The sequence below is a fragment of the Blautia sp. OF03-15BH genome (assembly GCF_003463065.1).
Taxonomy (GTDB): domain Bacteria; phylum Bacillota; class Clostridia; order Lachnospirales; family Lachnospiraceae; genus Limivivens.
The window spans coordinates 20,187-41,984 of sequence record NZ_QSCM01000020.1; the positions used below are offsets into that span (position 1 = coordinate 20,187).

General features: G+C 46.5%; 21 protein-coding genes and 1 pseudogene. All 22 read right to left on the reverse strand.

Annotated features, from left to right (window positions below; genetic code table 11):
• Positions 1 to 5 precede the first annotated feature (5 nt).
• The 22 genes and pseudogenes from DXA57_RS14985 to DXA57_RS15105 all read right to left on the reverse strand — a co-directional run bounded on the left by DXA57_RS14985 (position 6) and on the right by DXA57_RS15105 (position 21,763).
• A complete protein-coding gene (locus tag DXA57_RS14985; RefSeq protein ID WP_158571340.1) occupies positions 6 to 1,646 on the reverse strand; it encodes a MotA/TolQ/ExbB proton channel family protein in 1,641 nt (546 codons plus the stop codon).
• 19 nt (positions 1,647 to 1,665) lie between these two features.
• Complete coding sequence (gene ung / locus DXA57_RS14990) at positions 1,666 to 2,340, reverse strand: uracil-DNA glycosylase (RefSeq protein WP_117768085.1); 675 nt, start codon at positions 2,338 to 2,340, stop codon at positions 1,666 to 1,668.
• Between the two features lie 2 nt (positions 2,341 to 2,342).
• Entirely contained in the window at positions 2,343 to 3,110 is a 768-nt protein-coding gene (gene hisF, locus DXA57_RS14995) for an imidazole glycerol phosphate synthase subunit HisF (protein WP_117768086.1), read from the reverse strand.
• Between the two features lies 1 nt (position 3,111).
• Positions 3,112 to 3,729 (reverse strand): imidazole glycerol phosphate synthase subunit HisH, encoded by a 618-nt coding sequence (gene hisH / locus DXA57_RS15000; protein ID WP_117768087.1) that lies wholly within the window; start codon positions 3,727 to 3,729, stop codon positions 3,112 to 3,114.
• Positions 3,730 to 3,876: 147 nt separating this feature from the next.
• Positions 3,877 to 4,848 (reverse strand): hypothetical protein, encoded by a 972-nt coding sequence (locus DXA57_RS15005; RefSeq protein WP_117768088.1) that lies wholly within the window; start codon positions 4,846 to 4,848, stop codon positions 3,877 to 3,879.
• Positions 4,849 to 4,905: 57 nt separating this feature from the next.
• Positions 4,906 to 5,433 (reverse strand): hypothetical protein, encoded by a 528-nt coding sequence (locus DXA57_RS15010; protein WP_117768089.1) that lies wholly within the window; start codon positions 5,431 to 5,433, stop codon positions 4,906 to 4,908.
• 201 nt (positions 5,434 to 5,634) lie between these two features.
• A complete protein-coding gene (locus DXA57_RS15015; protein WP_117768090.1) occupies positions 5,635 to 6,534 on the reverse strand; it encodes a carbohydrate ABC transporter permease in 900 nt (299 codons plus the stop codon).
• Positions 6,535 to 6,546: 12 nt separating this feature from the next.
• Positions 6,547 to 7,497, reverse strand: coding sequence for an ABC transporter permease (locus DXA57_RS15020; protein WP_117768091.1), 951 nt, complete (start codon positions 7,495 to 7,497; stop codon positions 6,547 to 6,549).
• 23 nt (positions 7,498 to 7,520) lie between these two features.
• The gene (locus tag DXA57_RS15025; RefSeq protein WP_117768092.1) at positions 7,521 to 9,446 is read right to left on the reverse strand and encodes an alpha-galactosidase; all 1,926 of its coding nucleotides are present in this window, start codon (positions 9,444 to 9,446) and stop codon (positions 7,521 to 7,523) included.
• A gap of 1,367 nt (positions 9,447 to 10,813) precedes the next feature.
• A pseudogene (locus tag DXA57_RS15030) lies at positions 10,814 to 12,676 on the reverse strand (recombinase family protein); the annotation flags it as partial.
• Between the two features lie 54 nt (positions 12,677 to 12,730).
• Positions 12,731 to 12,922, reverse strand: coding sequence for a hypothetical protein (locus DXA57_RS15035; protein WP_002596259.1), 192 nt, complete (start codon positions 12,920 to 12,922; stop codon positions 12,731 to 12,733).
• A 70-nt stretch (positions 12,923 to 12,992) separates the two neighbouring features.
• On the reverse strand, positions 12,993 to 13,223 hold the full coding sequence (locus DXA57_RS15040; RefSeq protein WP_002596258.1) for a YdbC family protein: 231 nt from the start codon (positions 13,221 to 13,223) through the stop codon (positions 12,993 to 12,995).
• 45 nt (positions 13,224 to 13,268) lie between these two features.
• Positions 13,269 to 14,123, reverse strand: coding sequence for a ParB/RepB/Spo0J family partition protein (locus DXA57_RS15045; RefSeq protein WP_002596257.1), 855 nt, complete (start codon positions 14,121 to 14,123; stop codon positions 13,269 to 13,271).
• An 8-nt stretch (positions 14,124 to 14,131) separates the two neighbouring features.
• Positions 14,132 to 15,097 (reverse strand): MobV family relaxase, encoded by a 966-nt coding sequence (gene mobV / locus DXA57_RS15050; RefSeq protein ID WP_002596256.1) that lies wholly within the window; start codon positions 15,095 to 15,097, stop codon positions 14,132 to 14,134.
• 6 nt (positions 15,098 to 15,103) lie between these two features.
• The gene (locus DXA57_RS15055) at positions 15,104 to 15,283 is read right to left on the reverse strand and encodes a hypothetical protein (protein ID WP_004613323.1); all 180 of its coding nucleotides are present in this window, start codon (positions 15,281 to 15,283) and stop codon (positions 15,104 to 15,106) included.
• Between the two features lie 330 nt (positions 15,284 to 15,613).
• Complete coding sequence (locus DXA57_RS15065; RefSeq protein WP_002596255.1) at positions 15,614 to 16,645, reverse strand: AAA family ATPase; 1,032 nt, start codon at positions 16,643 to 16,645, stop codon at positions 15,614 to 15,616.
• A gap of 155 nt (positions 16,646 to 16,800) precedes the next feature.
• Positions 16,801 to 17,274, reverse strand: a complete 474-nt coding sequence (locus DXA57_RS15070; protein WP_002596254.1) for an RNA polymerase sigma factor — start codon at positions 17,272 to 17,274, stop codon at positions 16,801 to 16,803.
• Positions 17,275 to 17,350: 76 nt separating this feature from the next.
• Positions 17,351 to 17,782: a sigma-70 family RNA polymerase sigma factor gene (locus DXA57_RS15075; RefSeq protein ID WP_117768093.1), complete on the reverse strand. Its 432-nt coding sequence runs from the start codon at positions 17,780 to 17,782 to the stop codon at positions 17,351 to 17,353.
• A 95-nt stretch (positions 17,783 to 17,877) separates the two neighbouring features.
• Complete coding sequence (locus tag DXA57_RS15080; protein WP_002596252.1) at positions 17,878 to 18,387, reverse strand: sigma-70 family RNA polymerase sigma factor; 510 nt, start codon at positions 18,385 to 18,387, stop codon at positions 17,878 to 17,880.
• 490 nt (positions 18,388 to 18,877) lie between these two features.
• The gene (locus DXA57_RS15095; protein ID WP_008724758.1) at positions 18,878 to 19,051 is read right to left on the reverse strand and encodes a cysteine-rich KTR domain-containing protein; all 174 of its coding nucleotides are present in this window, start codon (positions 19,049 to 19,051) and stop codon (positions 18,878 to 18,880) included.
• Positions 19,052 to 19,102: 51 nt separating this feature from the next.
• Positions 19,103 to 21,022 (reverse strand): tetracycline resistance ribosomal protection protein Tet(O), encoded by a 1,920-nt coding sequence (tet(O), locus tag DXA57_RS15100; RefSeq protein ID WP_002596250.1) that lies wholly within the window; start codon positions 21,020 to 21,022, stop codon positions 19,103 to 19,105.
• 366 nt (positions 21,023 to 21,388) lie between these two features.
• Positions 21,389 to 21,763 carry a TnpV protein gene (locus tag DXA57_RS15105; protein ID WP_001129922.1) on the reverse strand — a complete coding sequence of 125 codons (375 nt, stop codon included), beginning with the start codon at positions 21,761 to 21,763 and terminating at the stop codon, positions 21,389 to 21,391.
• Between the last annotated feature and the right edge of the window lie 35 nt (positions 21,764 to 21,798).

Genomic DNA, 21,798 nt, shown 5'->3' on the forward strand with positions numbered 1-21,798 from the left:
CAACCCTACCTGTCATTCTTATTCTTGAAAAAGCCGAATTTTGCGTTGGCTTTTCCACCGTTTTTTGCCAGCTCCTGAACCCATTCAGACATCTCCTGCATGGTTTCCCGCTGATTTTCCTGCTCCTCCTTCAACATATTTTCCATCTGCTGCACCAGTTCACGGTTGGAGCTGATGTTCTGCAGATTTCCCCGGTGAAGGTAAATATTTTTATCATCTCTGCTGACAGCCAGATCTTCAAATACCCGCTTGATCTGTTCAAGAGCTGCGGACACTTCCTTCTGGGCAGCCATGTACTCATCCACCTTCTCGGAGTAGTTCTCAATGAGTCTTCTGTTTGCTTCAAAAATCTGCTCATTGTATTTCTGGGACATGGTAAAGCCTTCCAGCCCGGAAGCTGCTGCATTGACGTATTTCTGCATGGTCTGATTGCAGGCAACCCAGAATTTTGCAGATGTCTGTTCTGCCTCTTTCATATAATCCATGATCTGCTTGTATGCATTCTGCTGCTCTTTCATGATCCGCTGGCTTTCCTGCATAACCTGATCGGCACTGAGCATGTACTGTCCCTGAGACTCTGCCATACTCTGCATCTGCTGGTGCATCGTTTTCTGTTCCTGCTGGAAAGTGGCATTGAGCTCTGCAGCCAGCTGCTGGTAAAGCTCCTTGGTATAGACCGCATTGCTCTCCTGTGCCTTGGTGAGCTCTGAAACTGCTTTGTTAAAGCCGGTGAATTCCATTTTAAAGGAGCTGTTCATCTGCTTCAGGAACTCATCCAGGATTCCTTTTACCATTTCTTCCTGGCCCTTCGTCATGGACGTTACCAGAATATCCAGAGACTGATTCATCTTCCGGAAGGCCGGTGTGATGACTTTCTCAAAGCTGTCTGCCAGCTGATCGGAAAACTGGTCTGCCATACGGTTGATGGAATCTGCCTGGGTCTGCTGGAAAGAAATCATCAGATTTTTGGCTTCCATCTCTGCGGACGGCATTACATTGGCATGGAATTTATCCAGGAAATCATCCAGAGCAGCGATCAGAGAATCGTAACTGCTCCGCATATTATAAGTATACACAAGTGCCAGCGCCAGACCGTAAATAGAAGTCAGGAAAGCGACCTTGATTCCTTCTACCAGAGAAGCAACCGAAGAGGTCATGGCATCATAGTTTGCCGGATTAAAGTTTTTCAGTCCCCAGACCAGACCAATGAAGGTTCCGAGAATACCAAGGCTGGTAAGCATATCCGGGATCATCTCCAGAAGAGATCTGTGGATGCTGTTATCGACAAGATCTTCGTTGATGTAATCTTCCACATCGGCAATGCCGCCTTTGGAACTCTTTGCATACCCCCAGAAATCCTTCAGCTGCTTGTCAATGGAACGGATTGCAAAAATCTTATCTGTTTTCAGCGTGGGATCGTTTCTTTCTGCTTTCTTCGCTGCTGTCTGGAAGTCATGCTCCAGGCCGCTCATCCGGAAAAAACCGCCGATGAGACCTGCAAAATACAGGACAACCATGATCGCGAGAAAGATCAGATTGTACAGCATGGATTCTTTCGTTCCCTGGCTGCCCATGAGCAGTGTCATAGCGACACAGCCTGCCAGTGCAGCCACAAACAAAAGATGTCCGAAAATCTTCTTGCCCATTTGTATATTCCTCCTTTTACTATAGGTTTTCAATCTGCCAGTCAATGGGATCCAGACCATTGGCTTTCAGATAGCGGTTTGTCTGGCTGAAATGAGCGCAGCCGAAGAAGCCGCGATACGCGGAAAGCGGACTCGGATGAGGCGCTTCCAGAATCAGGTGCTTCGGATTATTAAGCATCGATTTTTTCATCTGAGCCGGTCTTCCCCAGAGCAGAAATACCATGGGGCGATCCTGTTCATTAAGAATCTTTATCGCCGCATCGGTAAACTGTTCCCAGCCGATCCCCTGATGAGAGTTGGCCTGATGAGCCCGTACCGTCAGTACGGTGTTCAAAAGCAGCACTCCTTCTTTTGCCCATTTGACCAGGCTGCCGTTATTGGGAATATAACAGCCACAGTCATCGCGAAGCTCCTTATAAATATTCATTAAAGATGGAGGAATGTCGATTCCCGGCTTCACAGAAAAGCAAAGCCCCTCGGCCTGCCCCTCACCATGATAGGGATCCTGGCCCAGGATCACCACTTTCACCTGATTTAAAGGTGTCAGAGCAAAGGCATTAAAAATATCATCTGCCGGCGGAAAAATCTGCCGGGTGGAATACTCTTCTTTTACCTTCTTATAAAGTGCGGCATAATAAGGCTTGCCAAACTCCGGCTTCAGCGGTGCAAGCCAGTCATTCGATATTGCTGCCATCTTCAATCTCCTTCTCTTCTGACCGGTACCTGACGCTCGGCAAGATAAGCTTTCACATCACGAATAGTCAGTTCTTTATAATGGAACAGAGATGCTGCCAGTGCTGCATCCGCATGTCCTTCTGTCAATGCTTCGTAGAAGTGTTCCTTCGTTCCTGCACCGCCGGAGGCAATGACCGGGATATGTACGGCATCTGCAATAGTCCTGGTAAGCGTCAGATCATATCCGGCTTTGGTGCCATCCGCATCCATACTGGTAAGGAGGATCTCACCTGCCCCCAGCTTTTCTGCACGGACAGCCCATTCCACGGCATCCATCCCCGTATCGATACGGCCTCCGTTCTTATAAATATTCCAGCCGCCATCCGCTCTTCTTCTTGCATCAATGGCCAGAACCACACACTGGCTCCCAAATTTGTCTGCCGCTCTGCTGATCAGCTCCGGATCATTGATCGCTGCAGAATTAACCGAGATCTTGTCTGCCCCTTCTCTCAGGATCGCCTTGAAATCCTCTACCGTCCGGATCCCGCCACCTACAGTAAACGGGATAAATACCTGATCTGCCACCCGGCTCACCATATCTGCCACCGTAGCCCGGTTGTCAGAGGAAGCCGTAATATCGAGAAAAACCAGTTCGTCCGCTCCGGCCTCATCATATGCCTTGGCGATTGCCACCGGATCACCGGCATCCTTCAGATCCACAAAATTGACACCCTTTACGACCCGGCCGTTTTTTACATCCAGACAGGGGATGATTCTCTTCGTAAACATATCAGCCTTTTCCCCCTTCCAGCTCTGCAAAATTTTTCAGTATCTGAAGGCCGGTCCTGCTGCTCTTTTCCGGATGGAACTGGCAGGCAAAGACATTTCCTTTTTCTACAGAAGCATCGATATCGGTGCTGTACCAGGTTCTGGCCTTCACGATATCCTCCTCTGCTTTCAGATAATAGGAGTGTACAAAATACACATACGGATCCTCCGGCAGGTCTTTAAAAAGTCGTCCGTCCCCGGATAACTTCAGGGAATTCCAGCCCATATGCGGAATCTTTAAATCTTCGTGCTCCGGTATCCGTAAGATTTTTCCTTTCAGGATCCCAAGCCCCTTTACGCCCGGACTTTCCTCGCTTTCTTCAAAGAGAAGCTGCAGTCCCAGGCAGATGCCAAGGAAAGGCGTATTGTTTTCCACGATCTCATGGATCAGCTCCACCAGACCGTATTTCTCAAGGTTTTCCATGGCAGCTCCAAAAGAACCCACGCCCGGAAGGATGACCTTATCTGCATGTAAAAGAGTTTCCCGGTCACGGCTGACCACCGTTTCCTGTCCAAGATGTAACAGTGCTTTCTCCACACTTTTCAGGTTGCCTGCATCATAATCAATGATTCCTATCAAGTCTTCACATCCTTACTCTCTGTTTTTTCATTCGTCTTCCCTATTTGTCAGAAACAGGAAAGGGAATTTTGCTTATTTTTCTACAAAATTCCCCTCCAGTTTAGCATATTTCACACAAGACTACAAGAAAAAATGTGCCTTCTCACATCAGCCGGCAAAGACAGCTTCCTTAAAGCAACCGGAGCATCCTGTGCTTTCATCATACAAATATTCTTCCGGATCCTCAAGCCAGCCCTGCTCTTTGCTGCTGTTCTCACAGAGGATCCAGATCTTTCCATCCTGGCAGGTCGTTTCAAGAAGCTTCACGGTTTCTTCCGGCTGCACTGTATACGCCGTTTCTTCACTTCCCGGCTCCTTTTTCACATCCAGTGCGGAATTTGCGGTCCAGTCCTGCCCCTCTCCGTTCAGCTCGCCATCCATTCCCAGGCGGTAGATCTTATAGGGCGGCTCCAGAAGCTGTATACCCTCCTCCGTAAGTTCATAGGTGAGATCTGCTTCCACAATACCCGTTGCCCTCAGGGTCTCGGACCAGGTCACGGTAAACTGATTTTCCTTCTCCGAAGGACTCACATAGCCAAACCGAGCCCAGCCAGAAAGGAAATTCTCGGAGGTCTCACTGTTTTTCCGGGAGAGCTCCGCCAGATCTCCGACGATCGTCAGGCTGTCCTCATCCTCCTGGGATAAGAGCAGAAGCTCCGCAGTCCAGTCGTTATCGCTGACACTGGCTGCCAGAAGACAGGTCTTTCCATCCTTCATTGTGCAGTAGCTCAATCTCCAGTAATAGGTATATTCGCTGCTCTCCAGGCTGAAAAGAAGCTCACCATTCCGGTAGATTTCCGCCTTTGCCTGGCAGGTTCCATTGTCTTCGTCTGTGACGGAGGTATCCTTATAGCTGATGGTCTCAGTCTTGCCGTCTCCATCCAGATCCAGCTCGTATTCCTGGCCTTCCGTCATAACATACCGGTCAAAGCGGGAGATCATCTCCTCCTCGCCTTCCACTCCGGAGGCCAGCGTCAGCTCTTCTGTCTGAATCTCCGGCTCCTCTGCAAGAACACCGGAATACGGAACGAGAAGCATAAGACCTGTCAGCAGTACACAAAGCAATTGTTTTTTCTTCATAAAAGTCCTCCCTTCTTTTCTGTCGTTAAAAGCTGCGCCATACAAAGACAAGTTTCTTTACTTACTCCAGAAGTCCACCGGATCTGCTGTCACGGAAAGGCTTCTCTCCCGGATCTCCTTCGGAATCTGAGGAAATTCACTGTGGATCCGGACCAGTGTGGATTTCTGATTGAAAAAGGCCATCTTTTCATCCGGGAAGCGTAGAACAGATGGATACTCAAAGCCTACTCCCAGTTCCAGGATCACAAGCTCCCGGTTCAGCGTATTCCCCAGCCAGGTCTGATAAGCCTTCCACTGAGGCAGATAACCATTCTCATCATAGTGGCCATTGGTGATCACATTGCCGGTCCTGTCACTTCCGCAGGGTGCTACGACAAGTGTAGGATCAAACCCGGCTTCATAGATCAGATCATCCGTGTTCAGCGTGACCACAAAGTAAAATTTCCCTTTTACAGCTTCCGCGATCTCCTGATAAAACGCCAACAGCTCTTCCCTTGTATGATATTTTTCTGAAATCTCCGTACCGATTCCCACCAGGACCATCATAGAATTTTTGATCCGGTTCAGGATCTCCTGTTTTTCCATAAATCATTTACTCCTTTGCCTTCGATTAACACTATTCTACCATAAATCACTTCGCATATAAATGGGGCTGTATAAATTTTCAGAATTCTTAAGATTTGAAATCACAACAAAATCAAAAAAGTTCTGAATCATTGCAGAGGTGAGCGCTAAGTACAAAAAAATCCCCGGGTGGCTTACCCGGGGACAGGGAGGATGGTATGATCAACCCTTTACAGCGCCCAGCATAATACCTTTTACAAAATATTTCTGGACAAAAGGATAGACCATAATGATCGGAAGTGTAGCAACCATGGTAGCTGCCATACGAATACTGTCAGGAGTTACTGTAACACCGGCTTTCGCATTGGACATTGCCTGAGAGGTTGATGCACCGGTCTGATACTGGTTCAGAATTTCAACCAGAATGGACTGCATGGGTTTCAGTGCCTGATCAGAAGTGTACAGATAGGCATCAAACCAGGAATTCCACTGGTTGATGGCCACAAACAGGGCCACTGTCATAAGAATCGGTTTGGACAACGGAATCACCATTTTTACAAATACGACCAGATCATTGGCTCCATCGATCTTAGCCGCCTCAAAGAGAGAATCCGGCATAGATTCAATATAGGAACGGATCAGGATCATATTGTAAACACTCATCATCATGGGAAAAATGAAAACCCAGAAGGTATTCAGCATGTGAATGCCTTTCAATACCATGTAATAGGGAACCAGACCTCCGCCGAAATACATCGTAAATACAAACAACAGGTTCCAGAATTTTCTTCCTACCAGATCTTTTCTGGAAAGGGGATAGGCCAGCATGGCCGTCACCAGAACAGCAATGGGAGTACCGATCAGCGTCCTGCCCACGCTGACTTTGATGGAAGCCAGGAACGTGGATCTTCCCAGGATTTCCGCATAACTGCTAAGGCTCAGTTTTCTGGGAAGGAAATAAAGTCCGCCACGGATGGCATCCGTTGCGTCATTGATGGATATAATAAAGATATTCCAGAAAGGATATACCGTTACCACAACCACAAAAGCCAGAAAAACAACTTTCACAATATCAAGCACCCATTCGCCTGGAGTTCTTGTTATTTTTTTATATCTTTTCATTTTTTCTCCTCCTTAGAACAGTGCAGAATCATTCAGTTTCGCAGTAATCTTATTGGCAGCCAGCACCAGGATAAAAGAAACGGCAGATTTGAAGAGACCCACGGCAGTACCATAGGAATACATGCCATTCTTCATACCATAACGGTAAGCGTATGTATCCAGTACATCCGAATAGTTCAGGATCGCATTATTTCCCATCAGGAGCTGCTGTTCGAAACCGGTATTCAGGATGCCGCCGATAGCCAGGATCAGAAGGATACCAATCTGGGGACGAAGAGCCGGAAGAGTGATATGCCAGATCCGCTGAAGACGGTTGGCTCCATCCACTTCTGCTGCTTCGTAAAGCTCTGCATCAATACCGGAAATAGCTGCCAGATAAATAATAGCATTGTAACCCATGTTCTTCCAGGTGTTTGCCAGGGCGATGATCCACCAGAAGTAGGGACCTTTCTGGAAGAAAAGGATTGGCTCGTCCGTCACATGGAGGGCAAGCAGAATTTTGTTGATCAGACCATCTCCTGAGAGGAAGGTCAGGAAAATATTGGATGCGATAACCCAGGAAATAAAGTAGGGCAGGTAAGATGCGGTCTGCACGAACTTTTTCGCCTTTGTGCTCCGTACCTCATTTAAAAGGATGGCGATGATAATCGGCGCCGGGAAGGAGAACAGAAGTGTTAAAAGGCTGGTGGCCATCGTATTTCTCATGATCATCTTAAAATCATTTTCAAAAAAGTACTGGAACCATTCCAAGCCTACAAAAGGTGCACTTAAAAGATCATGAAAGTATCCCTTGGTAGACGGTGCATAATTGGTGAATGCCATATAAAGACCGGTCATGGGCGCATAACAGATCACGACAACCCAGATAATGGCCGGAACCATCAGAAGGAATAGATAACGCTGATCCCATATTCTTTTCTTTAGCGGCTTTTTTGGTGCTTTCACAGCAGCTGTTTTTGCCATATAACTTCCTCCTTTTTGCTTGCTCACTCTTCCTGAAACAGTGCAGCATCGCAGTCTTTTATATTCCATGAAATCCGTCCGTCCTTTTCCTGGACAGTTTTTCCACTCCAGAGTTCCCTGTAGGAAACTCCTGTTTTCAGACCTGCCCTTAAAGGATCCAACTCCACGATCTGCTCTCCTGTTTCCCAGCTGAACATGGCGATATACTGTTTTCCGTCAATAACTGCCGTAAAGCAGTGGGATGCAGAAGTGCCTCCCGCTTCTGTCGGCCGAAAAGCCACCCGCGAAGCTGCCACTTTATTTACTTCAGGATTTCCGGTAAGAATCCTACTGCGCTCTTTTGCTTCTTCCCGTTCATAATCATCACTCAGCATCATAACGGTTCCTGCAATCACAGAAGCGGTATACCGGGCTCTTGCTTCTCCAAGACTGCTGTCACGATCCATGCAAAAGCTTTTCAAAAGACAGCTATGATCCGGGTCATTAAACGCATAGAGCCGATGATTCTGCCACCAGGCATATGTCTGTGCATTCAGAACATACTCTACATCCTCCGCTGTTCCAAATGCGTCACAGGAAAATCTTCTTGCATGACCGTAACCATTTGGGAAAAGAGGAGCAATCGAAAGGCTGATAAAGAAAGGTTTCCCTGTTTTTTCCGGTTTTAAAAGCTCATCTATAAACTGATATGCTGCATTTAATGCCTGCCGTCCGGTCCGTACAGAAGAATCATAATGAACGCCTTCCATACCACCATGGCTCATAAAATCCACTTTCACATAATCAAAGTCCCATTTTACAAAGTCATTGAATTTTCTTCTTGTATATTCCTTCCACAACGGATGTGTCACATCATAAGGAATCGCGCCATCCACCCTTGGAAGCAGTCTCCCCTTGGAATCCCGAAGGAGGATCTCATTGAAACAGTGTCCGGCAATTCCCGGAATCTCCGCATCCGGTTCTTTTCCAAAAAAAGCAAACGGTGCATCATAAATTCCTGCCCTCTGATCATTTTCATGCAATTCCTTTACTCTGGCAGTAAGGACTTCTTCCGGAATCGTATTCCAGCAAGCATCCAGATTGACATAAGTGACTCCCTTGTTTTCATATCCTTTCGGTGCCAGTTCTTCTCTCAGAAATTTTCCTGTTTTCTGGTAATTATCCGCATTCAGTCTGAATGCCAGTCCTGCCCAACTGTTGAAACCGAAAGGAACACCTTCGTTCCATTCAAGAGGCCGTGTTTCTTCTGCAACAAGATCTCCATATTTCTCTAAAAGTTCTCTGTAATCCGTACCGTAAAGGACAACGAAGCGGGAAGACGATACCTTTTTTCCTGCAAGGCTTCCATGTTCCTCCGTATCATGGCTTCCTTCATCTGCAAGTCCGCTGACTGCGCAAATACTCTTTGCATCATAAGCAGAACAGATCAGACCATTTTTCCAGAAATCAAAATCAATCGCACCGATCAGCAGGCCTTCCCTTGTGTCCTCCTGAAAAAGAACTGTAAGATCATAGCTCTTTCTGCCTGCACGAAGCGGTACTGCTTCATAACGGAGCCACATGGTATTATCATAGGGAACAAGAAGCATTTTTGACCAAAGGCTTTTCCAGAGTTTTTCATTTGTTTCCGGAGCTTCCTGCACAACCAGTGGAACCAGGCAACGCGTCTCTACCTCGTTTCCGTCACTGGAAGACAGACTCACCTTCGCAACCGGTACATGATTTTCCAGGACTTCCAGTTCCTCTGTCAGAATAAGGTCATCGTCTCTTTCAAAGGTAAGCTTTAGTCTGCTTCCTTCTTCTACTTTATCTGTCAGTCTGGAATAACGGCTGTCCATTCTTCTTCCGTCTACGTGAAAAGCCTGTGCATATGCCTGCAGGATTTTTTTCCCTTCCCAGTGAAGTTCAAAGGTTCCATTCTCTGTACAAGTCCAGAATATCTTTTTCATTGTTTGTCACCTCATTTTCTTCAAAGAAACGCAGTTTTTTCAAACTGCGTTTCCGGATATTTTCTATTTATTTCGTAACCGTTCCGTAATTTCCCAGCTGCGTTTCCTGTTTTCCTGGTTTACTCGTTCCACAGCTCCATACGTGCGGCATAGGTTTCATTGATTGCATCCTCTACCTCAGCGATGCCGGCTGCATCCAGATCACTCATCATCTGGTTATACACACTGTCTACTTCATCAGAAGAAGCAGCATTTACCATGTGTGGATAAGCCTGAGCGATGATGTCCTGTACCTTCTGTGCTTTCAAAGCAACCGGAGTATTACCAGTCGGAATCAGGCCGTCAAATTCTGCGGTATCCCAGTATGTATTGGTCAGATTCTTCTCTGCGAACTGAGCGGTGATGTCTTTTTTAGCCATGGAGATACGGCTCGGAGTTCCATCATCTTCGTGGTTACCATTTTTAACAAACCATGTCCATCTGGTGATACCTGTTTCTTCCTGCATCTTGGTGTTGTCTGCTTTGAAACGCTCTACAATATCGCCGACAGGGGTACGGACACCGTCTTCAATGGTGTAATCTTCTCCCTCAATACCCCACAGCAGGAGATCCTGACCTTCCTGACTTGCGCAATAATCAACAAAAGCAAGTGCCGCATCCAGATTCTCGCAGTTATTGGTAATGGCGATAGCGTCCCAGCCAAGAGAGCTTCTGCCGCTCAGTGTAGTCTCATCCGGATCCACATCATCCGCAACCACTTTATAAGCAAGGTAGTTCGCATCCTCACCGATCATCTGGTTCAGGCTGGCGTTTGCCGTCCACACATCCCAGTAAGCACCTGCATAGGCAAACACATTTCCTGCTGCCAGTTTCTGATTTCTCAGATCAGACGTAAGTGTTACCCACTCTTTATCCAGATAGCCTTCTGTATAAAGATCATTCAGAGAATGAACAGCTTCCAGATATTTCGGGTCACTGACACGGAAATGAAGTTTTCCTTCCTCATCTTTGTAATAGGTTTTCATTCCGTACATACCTGCAAAAGTTCCATTCAGGTCGTCTGTTTTTTTAGGCTCATTGAGCATCAGTGCTACCGAATCTTTTCCTTCCAGAGTCGGATATTTTTCTTTAAACTGTTTGAAAACCTCCTCCATCTCGGAAACGGTAAATGGTTCATCACTGTCTGCTCTCTCCTGACCAACCAGGTCAACCATAATATCGTAACGGCAGATAAAACCATTTACTGGATCTGGATCCGGACCATACCAGTTGGAAAGATAGTAGTTGTTTCCATCCGTGTATCTGGTCTTATTCAGGGTATCTCCATACATTTCGACCACATTCGGCAGCTTGTCCATATAGTCGCTTAAGTTCAGTCGGTCATTTTTTGCGGACAGTTCAATACATGCCTGTCTGTTTCGCTCCCTGCTCCTGCGTTTGCTCTCGTTTGATTTCTCCCTCTGTATCTTCTTGGCACAAGCAGGACAATACTTCGATATGCCAGAGCGGGGAACATATTCAACACCGCACACCGTACAATTCTTAGGCTTTAACGCAGTCCACCGCTTTGTCGGTGTGATATGTAATTCACCGACAAAGCCGATGAATTTATAATAAATCTTGATTTCCTGCCGCACCATTCCGTCTGTAAGTTTCTCACGTTCCGAAACAAGTATCTTGTCTATAAGTGCGTTTATGATGGTTGCGTCCAGTTCCTTAATGCCTTGATAGTTGCGGATTAGGGAGAGGAAATCACGGACACCCTGCGTCTTCTCATAGCTGTCGCTGAGCGTTTCCGTTACCTCTTTCAGCCTTGCTTCAATTTCAAGCTGTTCTTTCTGGTATTTTCCCGACATCATCTCAAAATTCCGCTCGGTAATACGCTCCATCACCTTATCTTCATAGAGTGAGGAAAACAGCCTGTCCAGTTCTGCAAGGCGTTTGTTCAGTTTTCTTTGCTCCTTTTCCAGTGCCTTTGCCTTGCTCTGGTCTGTTTCCGTGAGCCGCTTTTCAATCGCCCTCACTGCCTTTTCATCATTGACTGCCATATCCGCAAATCGGTTGATGTCGGTGAGGACAGCGTTGAACAAGTCCCTCGCTTCAATGCTGTGTGCGGTACACATGATATTACCGTATCTGCCATAATTATTGCAGGAATATTGTACGCAGTCGATGATGTCGGGGCGTTTCCTCCTGTTGGCACTCATAGCCCGCATCGCATAGCCGCAGTCCGCACACTTAATAACGCCTGCAAAGATGTTCTCAAAGCCGCCCTTGTTTTCTGGTAATCTGCGGCTTGTAATAAGCTGCTGTACGGTATCAAATTCCTCCTGCGTGACTATCCCCTCATGGGTGTCTGGTATCACTTCCCATTCTTCGGGCAGCTTAGAGGGGCGTTTCTTGCTTTTCATGTTGGCGGCAATCCGCTTGTAGCCTGCAAGGTTTCCCGCATATATCGGGCTTCTTAAAATGCCCCTTACGCTGTTCTCGCTCCAAATATAACGGTTCTCCTCATTCTCCTCAAAATACCTCTCATAGCCTGTTGCCCCCTGCTCCGCCGCATAAGCGGCGGGGCGTAAGATATGCTGTTTGTTGATGTGCTTGCGGATTTTGGCGATTCCGTTGCCCGCTAACGCAAGGTCAAATATTTCCCTTACCACATGGGCAACTTTGTCATCTATCAGCAGATGGTTGTGGTCGGCGGGGTCTTTGACGTAACCGTATGGTGCTGTCGTCCCCATGAATTTCCCCTGCTGAAACCTCGCTCGGTACGCCGATTTTATCTTGACCGACACATCGGCGGAATACATTTCGTTTAGGATGTTGCGGAAAGGCGTGATGTCCATAGCGGATTTATTGAGCGTGTCCACGCCGTCATTGACCGCTATATACCTCACATTATGCTCTGGGAAAAACACTTCCAGATACAGTCCGCAATCAAGATAGTTCCTCCCCAGACGAGATAAATCTTTCGTGATAACGCAGTTTATCAGACCGCTTTCAATGTCCTTAATCATGTTCTGGAAACTTGGTCTTTGGAAATTTGTACCAGAGTAACCGTCGTCCACATACGTTTTTGCTAAGTGCCATCCCTGCTTTTTCACATAATCCGTGAGGATGGATTTCTGTGTCGCAATGCTCGCACTCTCGTTATCCGTGCCATCGTCTTTTGACAAGCGGCAGTACATGCCGACTTCATAAATCTTGTTCTCCATTCTTATTCCTGCCATACTGTAAAACCTCCATATCTGTCCTATCTGTTTTCATGTTCCATTGCGTACATTCTAAGCGGACAGCCCCTCATTGTCGAAGGTGTCGCCCTCGGCAATCTTCTTCCGAATATCCTCGGAAATAATCGGGATAAACGCTTCTGTGACTGTCTGCGTGCCGACATATTCACGGCTGATTATCATCTGAACTGGTGCTTTCGGCACGATACGCTTTCTCTTTTTATCTGCTTTCTTATCCTCGCCCATACTTAAATCTTCCTTTCCAGACAGGGCAGGAGAACGTCTGGAAACGCCCCGCCCTGTCAATCAGATACCATCAATCCCCGCTGTTTACTTCTTTCTGTAATGCTTCAAGGAGTGCTGCTGCTTCATCAGCGTTCAACGTGATACCCTTTCCGCACTTCTCACGGTTCGGGGAAAAGCTGCGGATGTCATATTTCGGCTCTCTTCCGTTCCATGAGATAAGATTGATTTCTTTTGTGTAGCCGCTGTCGCCCTTAGACAATACGGCGATTTCCTTTACAATCTCATACTGGATTTCTTTCATTCTTCATACCTCAATTTTCTGCATTTACCTCCCGAAAAGAGAAGATTAGCGGCTGTCCCTGCCCCGTTTCCTCTGCAATTCACGCTCCAAAAGTTTAATGATGGTTTCCTCCATCTGCTTCGGCGTTGTGTTCTTCGGAAAATACTTTTTCAGCTTGCTTGTGTTGATTTTCAAGGTTTCTTTCTGGTTTCCCTTTTCCTCCGTCATAATTGCAAATATCGTATCCATGTCAAGCCGCCCGCTCTGGCTTAGGCTTTTCATCCGCTGTGCCTGTGAGAGTGAGGGCGTTGCTTCTTCGCTCTCCATCGTGGCAAAGAGGTTTTCCTGCTCGTCTTTCTTCAAAAAGGACAGTTCCACCGCAGGCGTGAGGGCGATTTTCCCCTCGTCCACCATCCGCAAAATCGGCGGTATCAGTTCCGTCAAACGGATAAATCTTTGTACGGTCATCCTGCCTACGCCGAAGCCCTGTGCCACCTTGTCGTCCGTCCGCAACTTCGTCACAACTTGTGACGAGGTTAAGTCTGTGCGGAAACCCTGCCGCTTCATGGCTTCGGATTTCATCTTGTAGGCAAACGCCCGCTCTGATGGCAGGATATTCTCACGCTGTAAATTACTGTCTACAAGGGTGATGATGGCTCGGTCACGGTCTAAGGGCAGGACAAACGCAGGCACGGTATTTATCCCTGCAAGTTCAGACGCACGGACACGCCGCTGCCCTGCAATCACTTCATAGCCGTTCCCGTCCTCTTTCGGGCGTGTGATTATCGGCGTGACAATGCCAAATTCCTTGATGCTTTCCGCTAATTCTGACAGCGTTTCATCCTCTGCCACATGAAACGGATTGTCGGGAAACGGGTACAAGTCTTTGGTCTTTAACACCTTAAAATCCTGTTTCTTCATTCACATATCTACCTTTCTTTCGCTCTGCTTTTATGGTTTTTCTGCAATTCTTCCAACACTTCGGGCGGTATCTTTGAGAGCAGCCGCCCCATCTGCTCGTTGGTTCTCTGCAACTCAAATATCTTCTGGTTCGCTTTCTGCACCTTTAGTTCCTGCTCATACTTTTCATCACGCATACGCCCCGCATAGTCTGATTCCTGCCCGATTTGCTCCTTTAGGCTATTGATATAGGCACTCTGCTTACTGATTTCCTTTGAGAATTTCTCCACGTCTGGGAGCCATGCCGCAATCAGTTCCAGAGCCTTGTCACGCTTCTTCCCTGCATTAAAGGCGTTGATGTCGGACAGTGCAGACACAATTTCCTCATACTGTTTATCAAGCCTGCCGCCCAACTTATAGAGCCATGTGGGGACATGTTTCCGCTTCGTTTCCATTGAGGACTGACCTCTTTCAAGCTGATTCCACCGTGAGGACATCCGCTCATGGTAGGCGGTCTGCCATTCGGACAGGCTCTTTTGATTGCCTAAAATTGTTTTGGCAGACAGCTTATTGTCTGGTGTAATCGGCACAAAACAGAGGTGCATATGCGGCGTTCTCTCGTCCATGTGGACGACTGCGGAGAGGATATTTTTCTCCCCGACACGCTCTGAAATGAAATCCAGAGCCATCGTAAAATACGCTTTCTGTTCTTTGGGCGGCAGGCTGTTCATAAATTCTGGCGAAGCCGTGATAAGCGTTTCCACCATCATCACGCTATCTTTCCTCGTCCTGCACCCTGCTTCGGCTACCATGCGGTTAATCTCTTTCTTGTAGGTGTACCTCGGCGGATTCACAAGATGGTAGTTATCTTTCGAGCGTTCCATATCTATATCTGGATTGCTTTTATAGGCTTCTTTTTTACGCTCGTTGTGGCGTTCGCAAGCCGCAACGCCGCCCGCTTTGCGTTTCTGGAAACGCAGGATTGCATAGGGCATAATTCATCATCTTCCTTTCTTCGGCGGGTAAACTGCCCTTTGGGTGACAGCGGTGACGGCGGTGACAGCAGTTTTGGGATACCCCCTACCGACTGCCTCAACTGTCACCCTTATTCCCTGCATGACGGTCATGTCGATGATGACGGTGTTTTTGGAATACCCCCTCGCAAGAGCCGTCACCGTCATGCTGCCATTCTTTTATCCGAAGCGTGGAGCGTAGGATAAGCAGGGCGTAAGACCTGCCATAAGGGAGTCCAGAGGGAACGTCTGGCACACGACTTTGCAGGGCAAAGTGTAGTGTGTTACACCCTGTAAACGCAGTCGGAAAAATCGGAAGGATTTTTCTGACCGCAGGGGTGGTTTTACACGCCGAAAAGGGCGGGTAAATCCTACGCCTGCACTTTGCGTTTACGGGGTGTTCTCCCGCAGGGATGACAGCGGCAGGGTATCCTAAAATCACTGTCACCGCCGTCACCGCTGTCACCCGCAGGGCAGAGTCGCCAGCTTTACACGGCTTTAAGCGTCAATGACAGTAACAGGGGGTATCCCAATATCGCTGTCACCACCGTCACCGCTGTCACCCGCCCGCTTTGCAAGCGAAATCTGCCTGCCGTGTTTTTTGCGGCTGTACTGATAAACGATATGGTTCTCATTTAAAAATGTGGTGCGGTATTCATTGAGCCATTTCGTAATCACCGTGGGTATGGTTTCCGTTTCCCTCATAGCGGCTAACAGCTCCGTTGCCGTGCCTGCCCATTCTTCCTTATCCCTCATAAAATCCACCAACCGAAAAAGGACGTCTGGTATCGTTTCTTTCGCAAGCTGCTCCTGCGTTTTTCTCTCCACAAGTTCCCAACTGCAATCACGGAAACGCAGCGTGTATTCCTGATAGGGCGTGTCCCTGCCCGTCACATACAGCTTGGCGGTGTCGGATGCCCGTTTCTCCTTTTCCAGAACAAAGGTAGCGTCCGCACTCCCCGTTAAGCCTGTCGTCCCAGACACCTTGTTGAACACATCGCTGTCATTCTGCTTTCGGATGTGGTGTACGACAATGACCGCCAATGAATGCCTGTCGGCAAAGTCTTTGATTAGTGAGATGTCCCCATAGTCGCTTGCGTAGGCATTGTCTTTTGAAGCTGTACGGACTTTCTGCAAAGTGTCAATGACAATAAGCCTGCTGTTTGGGTAATCTTTCAGATAATCTTCAAGCTGCACGATAAGACCGTCTGACAGCTTGCAGCTTGCCACGGCAAAGTGAAGCCGCCTGCTCGCTTCGTTCGTCAATCGGAACAGCCTGTCCTGTATACGGCAGAACGTGTCCTCAAGGCAGAGGTAAAGCACGTCGCCCTCCATTGTCGGCATATCCCACAAGGGAAGTCCCTGCGACACGCATAAACATAGCTTCAGCATGAGCCAGCTCTTTCCTATCTTCTGTGAGCCGCAGAACAGCGACAAGCCTGTGGGGATAAGGCTGTCCACCACAAAGGACGGCTTCTCAAGCGGTTCATAAAGGAGCGTTTCGGCGTTGACTGTCTGTAACTTCTGCATGGCTTTCCTCCTTTCGGGCGGTGTTTTTGTTTTCGTTGCACATAGGCGTTGACCTCCTTAAAAATAGATTTACTCCCACGAAGAAAAAGTGAGAGTATGTAATGCCGCCAATCCCACACAAATAAAAAACAGATTTCTTTTTCGGGCGGTGTCGGTCACGGTTGGAGATACTTCCTCATTTCCGCCTTTACTTTCTCCTTTGCAATCGCAACAGATTTCTGTATTGCCGAAGCGGTGCAATGCTCCATAGCGGCGATTTGGTAAAAATTGAACTCATACTCGTAGTAGAGCAGGAAACGCCGCCTTTGTATCTCTGGCAGTCCGTCAACCGCCTTACAGAGCAGTTCTGCCCGTTCTGCCTCAATCATTTGTTCCTCTATGCTCTTAGGCAGCTTCAACGCCCGCCTGTTCAGCGTTTCGTCCCATACTTCCGAAAACTCCCTGTGCCGCTCGTCCCATTGGAGGAGATTCCTGTTCCTGCGTTCCATCTGCCGAAACTCCATAAAGAACTGTTCCGACACTTCCAACTCGTGGGATTTGCCCTGCCCGTCCTTAAAGCTGATAAAATACCTTGTGCCGCTTTCCGTGGATTCCTCCCGAAGCGTGTACGCCTTAACTCTGTATGCCATCCCGCTTGCCTCCTGCAAAAAATAAGTGAGGGGATTTCCATCCCTCACCCAGTAGCCCGCAGGACGGCAGGCTGTTTTAGACGCTATAAAATTTTCGTAGCTTCTTCCGCAGATGGTCTAACCTCGCATAGATGGCACCAGTCGTCAAATGCACGAGCGGGGCAATCTCCTTTGTGGAATACCCCTGCATTTTCAGCAGGACGATTTTCAAGGTACGCCCGTCCACCGCGACTAATACTTGATAGAGATTTTCGCTCTCAATCTCGTCCAGTAACTCCGCAACCGTACCCACTTCCGTCTGCCGCTCCCTGTCTGCCATGTCCTCAAGGTATTCCGCAATGTCATTCGTCCATCGGTAAAACCGCCTGTTGGAATTGAAGTCTGCCATGTCCGCAATGCGTATCTGCTCAATGGTCGCTTCATCAACGCCGCACTCACGCAGCAGCTTTTCCTCCGCTTCTTTCCAGATACGCCATTTCCTGTCCTCCCGTCCGTGGTTATATGCCATGCTTCTTTTCCTCCAATCAGAATTGATTGAGAGGGCAGAGAAAAACCCCCTCATTTTCCCAAAGGAAAAAACAAGGGGGCTGAACGCCTTAAATTTTAATTTTCTATTATCTTTCTTAGTTTTCTTAGGATTCTGGCTTTGCGTTTGTTCACAACGCTCTGGGTTATGCCGAACCTCGCCCCGACTTCACGCTCAGAAAGTCCGTCAAAAAAGATTGCCTGTATCAATTCCTGTTCACTATCCGACAGCAAAGGCAGGGCGGCTTTCAGCCTGTCCACCATAACCGCATTGACAACGGTTTCCGCAATGTCTGCCGCTTCATCAGCGATAAAGTCTAAAGGCTTCCCCTCGCTGTCCGTAAATCCATCCAGAGAAAGCAGGCTGTTCTTCGTATCTAATTTTTTCAGATAACGCCACCGTTCCTTATCTCGGTAGAAGTCCGTGTATTGCTCCCTCACGACTTCAAGCAGACAGCCTTGAATGGGGATAAACAGCTTGTCCATATAGGTCTGGTCGGATTCCCTGCGGCGGCAGAAATCCGTATAGGACAGTTCCACATATCTGCCGCTTTCCTTGATATATACCTTTCTCGGTGCGTATTTCACTGTAAGTACCTCCCATCTGAATTTTTGAAATGTTCAAAATCCAGATGGAGAGGTGGCGAACGACACCTAACACCACTAATAGCCCTATGGCACTTTCCAACAAAAATCGACAAAAGAAAAACCGCAAAGGCTCTATGACCTTTACGGTTATGGGAAATATTAATTCTGTTGTATGGAGATTGTACTTCTACATTCAAGGCAGGAAGTGCCGTTGCATAGGCAGAAATTTTTTTAACTGGTTTCCTGCCGTTCTCTGATATGCTATGTATTGATAAATTTTGCTTCGTATGAGCAGATAGATAACTGCCCGAAAAAAGGACATAAAAAAATCCCTCCAAATTTAAAAACAAATTCAGAGGGTAATTTAGGGTATAACAAAATAACCCACCCGAATATCGTTTTTTTTATTTGGTGAGTTTGTTCTTTCAAATACGAAACAAAAAGAGCCGATGATTCGTGAATTGTTCCACAATTTCATCGGCTCTGCGTCTTAAGCGTCTGGCTCTTTGATGACAGTTATCTTCAAGTTGTCAACTTTAATCAATCTTTCTTGTCTGCATTTTGGACAATAAAGGGGATAATTCTCCAAAACAGTGTCCTTCCTAATTTTATTACGGGTTTTGTTCCCACAAACAGGACACAATATCCATTCGCATTTCATCATAATTAGTCTCTAATCCTTTCAAATCTCATTTTATATGACTTTTGCAAGCTGTTAAGCTAACTTGTGGAACATATGCCGAACCTTATCTATACGGCTATTCGGGCGGCGGGGTTGGCAAATAAATTTACCAATAGCTGGCTGGTATCCTTTTAACTCTGTCAAGCAGACTCCCTGCCCATTTGTGAAATAAGTTAAATCGTTCCTGTATTCTTGAATACATCTAGCAGGGATTTCTCCTTTCAGAATGACCTCGTCATTCTTTATCTGAGTACTTACAATATCTGCACAATACCTTGGAGCATCATGATACGCCCGTGAGAGATATTCCTGCGGTGCATAAATTTCAAAGTGGAGATATGGCTCTAATAGTTCTGTCCCTGCTTTTTTTAAAGCCTGCTCCAATACGATAGGGGAAAGCAGCCGAAAGTCTGCGGGGGTACTTACAGGACTATAATACAATCCATATTCAAAACAGATTTTACAGTCTGTCACTTTCCATCCATACAGCCCCTGCTCGCAGCCATAAAGAACCCCCTCCATAACCGCATTTTGGAACGATTGATTTAAATATCCAAGTGAAACTCTGCTTTCATACTGCACTCCGCTTCCAATAGGGAGCGGCTCTATGGACAACCCGACAGAAGCCCAGAAAGGATTTGGCGGGACTTCTATGTGGATGGTATATTCTGCTTTTCTAAGCGGTCTTTCCATATATATAACAGTAGGCTCTTTTATTTCTGCCTCCACATGATATTTTTCCTCAAGGATGGCACAAATGACTTCCATCTGCACTTTCCCCAAAAAAGAAAGTATAATCTCATGCGTTGTAGTATCCACATAATATTTTAAAAGAGGGTCGCCATCTGAAATTTCTGTAAGTGCCCCAAGCAATATTTCCCGCTGTTCAGATTTCTTTACTGCAATCGTTGTTTGGAGCATAGGGAGAGGATTTTCAATAAATTTTCTCTGCGGCAACAGTATTCCGTTCCCCAAAATACTGTTTAGCTGCAAAACATCATTTGGTAAAATTACAATATCACCAGAGCAGGCTGTATCGGATGAATATAATTCACCGTTTGTCGGAACACACATCTCTGTGATTTTTATTTTCTCTTTTTCAGATATTCTAATAACATCCCTCAAATGCAATGTTCCGCTATATATACGCACATAAACAAAACGCCGCCTTTTCTCTGAATATTCAATCTTAAAAACCTGCCCGCATAGTTCAGATTGACCTTCAGGCGTTGATGAATAAAATTTACTGGCAATCACTTCTATAAGCTGCCGAATCCCCAGATTGTTTTTAGCGCTTCCGTGATAAACGGGAAATAACGTTCCGTTTTGGAATCTCCTGTTTTCTTCCTGTTCCAGTTCTGACATTTTAAACGGTTTCCCTGACATATATTTCTCTAATAGTTCATCGTTTCCCATAATTACCGCATCCCACTGTTCCATATCGTCATTGTCCGTTACATTTATATGGGGATGCTGCCCAACCTTTTGCTTCACTATAATTTCCGAAGAAAGCTTTGCTTTCATTTCTCGATATACCATTGGCAAATCAATCCCCTCTTGGTCAATTTTATTGATGAAAAAAATTGTCGGAATCTTCATTGTCTGTAGTGCATGAAACAGTATACGGGTCTGTGCCTGTATGCCATCCTTTGCAGAAACTAATAATACTGCTCCGTCTAATACGGATAAAGAACGGTATACTTCCGCCAAAAAATCCATATGGCCTGGCGTATCTATAATGTTGACTTTTACATCCTCCCACTGAAAAGATGTCACTGCTGTCTGGATAGTGATTCCCCTTTGACGCTCCAAATTCATTGTATCTGTCCTTGTTGTGCCTTCATCTACGCTCCCTAGTTCTGCAATTGCACCACTGGTATACAATAAACTTTCCGTTAATGTTGTCTTTCCTGCGTCAACGTGAGCCAGAATGCCTAAGTTAATTATTTTCATGTGATTTTCCTCCTATCAACACCCAAAAAAGGGCATAAAAATACCCAGTGATAAATACTCCTATCACTGGGTAAATAACTCCAATAGCCCCAAAACACTTATATGTTTTCGGGCATATAAAATTACATGATAAAAGTATTCTTAAACTGGGTACAAAAAACTAAGCCCCATATTAAAAGTGAAACGAGACTGCTACTTTTTGTTCCCACTATCAAATTGACAGTTTATTTAAGAATACCTTGCCGCATATTTATTAACTCCTTGTATAATACTGAATCTAATTATATTCCTTAACCCTTTATTTGTCAAGCTGACAAACTAAAGCAGAAAAAGCGGCAGGATTTCCCCCTGCCACTAATCATCTGTTTATGCAAAAATAATTTCCTTTTCCACAATCTCCCTCGCACAAGCCCTTATGTTATTGAGGCATCCTGTCCATTCTAAGGCGTTTTCTGCCTTTAGCTGTTCCGTTATGCCCTGTGCCTGTTTCATACCCTCTATGAGCCTTTCAAAGCGTTCCTGTGCCTGTCTGTTGATGTCGGCAAGGTAGGCGTTTAGCCTGCCGCTTGTAAGAAGATTGGTGTATGTAACTTTACGGTACTGTTTTAGATAATCTAAATGCCGTTGCCCCCAGATGCCTATTGCCTGTTCTTCTTCGGCGGGTACAGTTAAGCACGGTATCAAATAATCCCCTTGCCTTTCGTATTTGCCGCCCAGTTCCTCAAATAATGATTTTGCCATTGTCTGTTACCTCCACATTCTTTTTTATTTTGAAT